This window comes from Faecalimicrobium dakarense (assembly GCF_000499525.1).
Lineage (GTDB): Bacteria > Bacillota > Clostridia > Peptostreptococcales > Peptostreptococcaceae > Faecalimicrobium > Faecalimicrobium dakarense.
In genome coordinates this window covers 1-3,155 of record NZ_HG529250.1, presented here as the reverse complement: position 1 = coordinate 3,155, position 3,155 = coordinate 1, and the positions used below count along the sequence as shown (strand labels likewise).

The following is a 3,155-nucleotide window of genomic DNA, read 5'->3' as shown; positions in this document are numbered from 1 at the left end:
AATGTCTTAAATAAATCAAATAACTCATTCATATATATACCTCCTATATAGGATTATTATAAAAGAAAATATAATTTAAATAAATCTTTTATTACAATAAATTTCATATTATTTATCTGATATTTATTGTATAATTACTAGCTTCATAACTACTATTTCCTAATACTTAATTTAATATAAAAAAGCTATAAATAAAAATATTTATAGCTTTCATTATTTAATCTAGTAATATACACTCATCCCCAACTTTTATTTTTCCACCCTTTAGTACCTTTGTGAATATTCCATTACTAGGCATAATACATTGACCTACTTGATAGTATATCGCACACTTATCATGACACTTTTTCCCTATTTGAGTCACTTCAAGTTCAGTTTCTCCAACCTTAATCTTTTGACCTATTGGAAGCTTATTTAGTTCTATACCTTCTACAACTAAATTTTCTCCAAATGCTCCAAAATCAACGTCTGCTCCCTTATTTCTAAAGTCTTCAATTTTTTCTAGTGCTAAAAGACTTACTTGTCTATGCCATTTACCTGCATGGGCATCATTCTCTATACCAAAGTCCTCTATTAAATTAGCTTCTTCAACCATAGTTTTTGAAGTACCTTTTTTTTCGCTTGTGCATATTGCTATTAATTTGTTCATTTTATCTCCTCCAAATATTTATATTCCTCAGGTGTATTAATATTTGAAAACTTTTCAACTTCAAATCCTTCTATTATCTTATAATCAAGACTTGCTATTAAGTTTTGAATTTTGTTTTCATTTTTATTTAAACTATGTTCAATTTTTTCAAGTATATTTTTTGAATATATTGAACATAGAGGTTGTAATTTATTATCTACTTTAGGAACTAAAACATCATAACCGCCTTTATAATTTCCTAGAATATTTAAAATCTCTTCATTAATTAATGGCATATCACATGCTACACATAAAACTTTATCTGTACTTGAGTTTTTAAGAGCTGCATGAATGCCTGAGAGAGGACCATTGCCCACATATATATCTTTAAAAACTCTTAAGTTAAATCTTTCATATAATTTCTCATCATTGGCTATTATTATAACTTCTTTATAACCTTTTCCACAACTTATTATATGTTCTATAAATGTTTTATCTTTGTAATTTAGAAATGCTTTATTATTATAGTTCATCCTACTACTTTTACCACCTGCTAGTATGGCTAGGGTTTTATTAATCAAAGCTAGCCCTCCCCTTAGAATTTAATTATATCAACTAATGTTCCTTCTTCAACACCTGTATTACCTTTCTCGACTTCTATTAAGCAATTAGAATCTATTGTTGAGCTTAGTATTCCATTTCCACTTTTTATTTGAGTCATTGCTACATACTGTCTGCCTTCATTATAAACTATTTTTCCTCTTATAAATCTTTTTTGTGGACTCTTCTTGCTAAAACTACCTAAAAGTATTGCTTTTTCTCTTTTTATTTCTATCTTTTCCTTACCGCTTAGCTTTTCTAATGTTGTCCTTACTAAAAGTTCGAAGGCTGTTAATGATGCTATTGGATTGCCTGAAAGACTTATTATAATAGTATTATTAAGCTTAGAACATAATACCGCTGATCCTGGTTTAATTGTTACCTTCCAAAATAATTTTTCTGCTCCTATATAATCCATAGCGTCTTTTAGTAAGTCTTTTTCTCCAACTGATACGCCTCCAGTTGTAATTATTAAATTTGCATTTCTAGAAAATTCATTTATAATACTTCCTATATTTTGACTACTATCTTTTGCATGATTAATACCTACAACATCATATCCAAGTTCATGAATTCTAGAAAGTATACTGTATTTATTACTATTATATATCTTACCTTCTGTAAGATTTTCATTTATGTCTAATACTTCATCTCCTGTGCTAATAAAAGCTATCTTAGGTTTTTTGTAAACCTTTATTTTATTAATCCCAGAACTTGCAATTATGCCTATATCAGCATAATTAAGTTTTTTATGTTTATTAACTAAAAGTATTCCTTTCGTTATATCTTCTCCCTCAAAACATATATTTTGATTTCGTTTAACAGCTTTATTAATTTCTATAAATTTATCATATATATTTACATCTTCTTGTTTTACTACTGCATTTGCACCTTTTGGAATAGGAGCTCCTGTCATTATTTTTATAGCAGTATTTTTAGTAACCTCATTAGCAGAACTTTCTCCTGCATAAACTGTACCTATCACTTTAAGTTTTACTTTTGTATTTAAAGTATCCTCTGAAATTATAGCATATCCATCCATAGCAGATTTGTCAAAAGGAGGATTGTTAATTTTAGAATAAATATCTTGTGCTAACGTTTTATTTATTCCATTTATTAAATCTACTTCTTCCACTTCTAAAGGTCTTGTATTACTATTTAATATTTCTATGGCTTCTTCTAAACTTATAAAGCTTTTCATATCTACTCCTTAATATAATCTTTTTCTTTTTCTATTAAATCAGCCAGTGATTTATAATCCTCTTTATGTATTACAGGTATTTCTTCAAAGTTAATATCTATATCACTTGCTATTGCTATTAATTTCTCCTTAGGAGATATAATCTCCTTGCTAATTTCATTTCTAAATACTTCTATTTTTCTAAGATTACTTTTTTTATATCCCTCAACAAGAATAATATCTTTATTATTAATCATATTAATAATATCTTCTAATTGTGTTTCTTCTTCAAGTTCACTTATCATTGCTAGTCTATTTTTTGACGATATTATAACAGTCTCAGCACCTGCTTTTCTATGTTTGTATGTATCTTTGCCTTCTTTGTCTATATCAAAGCCATGAACATCATGCTTGATTGTTGCTACTTTTAAATTTCTTTTAGTTAGTTCTTTTATCAATCCTTCTATTAAAAAGGTTTTTCCTACATTAGAACCTGATCCGATTATGTTTATCACCTTTGGCATATTTTCACCTTCAACTTATATAATTTTAGTTCTTTGTTTAAAATTTATCATATATATATTAAAAATGAGACTTTCGTCACATAAATTCATTTTATTTCAAAGTATAATATTTTTATGATAAAAAAATAACATAACTTTACTTCTCTTATAATGAAGTAATTCGATATTTTAAGGAGGTTTAATTCATTGTCTGATATTTCTATTTTAAAGAGAAATTAAACTT

The 3,155-nt window shown here is 26.8% G+C and carries 4 protein-coding genes; all 4 read right to left on the bottom strand.

Features of this window, described 5'->3' with window-relative positions; all coding sequences use genetic code 11:
* Positions 1 to 217: 217 nt before the first annotated feature.
* From BN899_RS03135 to mobB, 4 genes are read right to left on the bottom strand one after another with little or no spacing between them, the layout of a single operon-like run.
* Positions 218 to 649 (bottom strand): MOSC domain-containing protein, encoded by a 432-nt coding sequence (locus BN899_RS03135; RefSeq protein ID WP_042272840.1) that lies wholly within the window; start codon positions 647 to 649, stop codon positions 218 to 220.
* Positions 646 to 1,209, bottom strand: a complete 564-nt coding sequence (locus BN899_RS03130; RefSeq protein WP_042272838.1) for a molybdenum cofactor guanylyltransferase — start codon at positions 1,207 to 1,209, stop codon at positions 646 to 648. The genes BN899_RS03135 and BN899_RS03130 overlap by 4 nt, the downstream gene beginning before the upstream one ends.
* Positions 1,210 to 1,223: 14 nt before the next feature.
* Positions 1,224 to 2,429: a molybdopterin molybdotransferase MoeA gene (locus BN899_RS03125; RefSeq protein WP_042272836.1), complete on the bottom strand. Its 1,206-nt coding sequence runs from the start codon at positions 2,427 to 2,429 to the stop codon at positions 1,224 to 1,226.
* Positions 2,430 to 2,431: 2 nt separating this feature from the next.
* Entirely contained in the window at positions 2,432 to 2,932 is a 501-nt protein-coding gene (mobB, locus tag BN899_RS03120) for a molybdopterin-guanine dinucleotide biosynthesis protein B (protein WP_042272834.1), read from the bottom strand.
* Between the last annotated feature and the right edge of the window lie 223 nt (positions 2,933 to 3,155).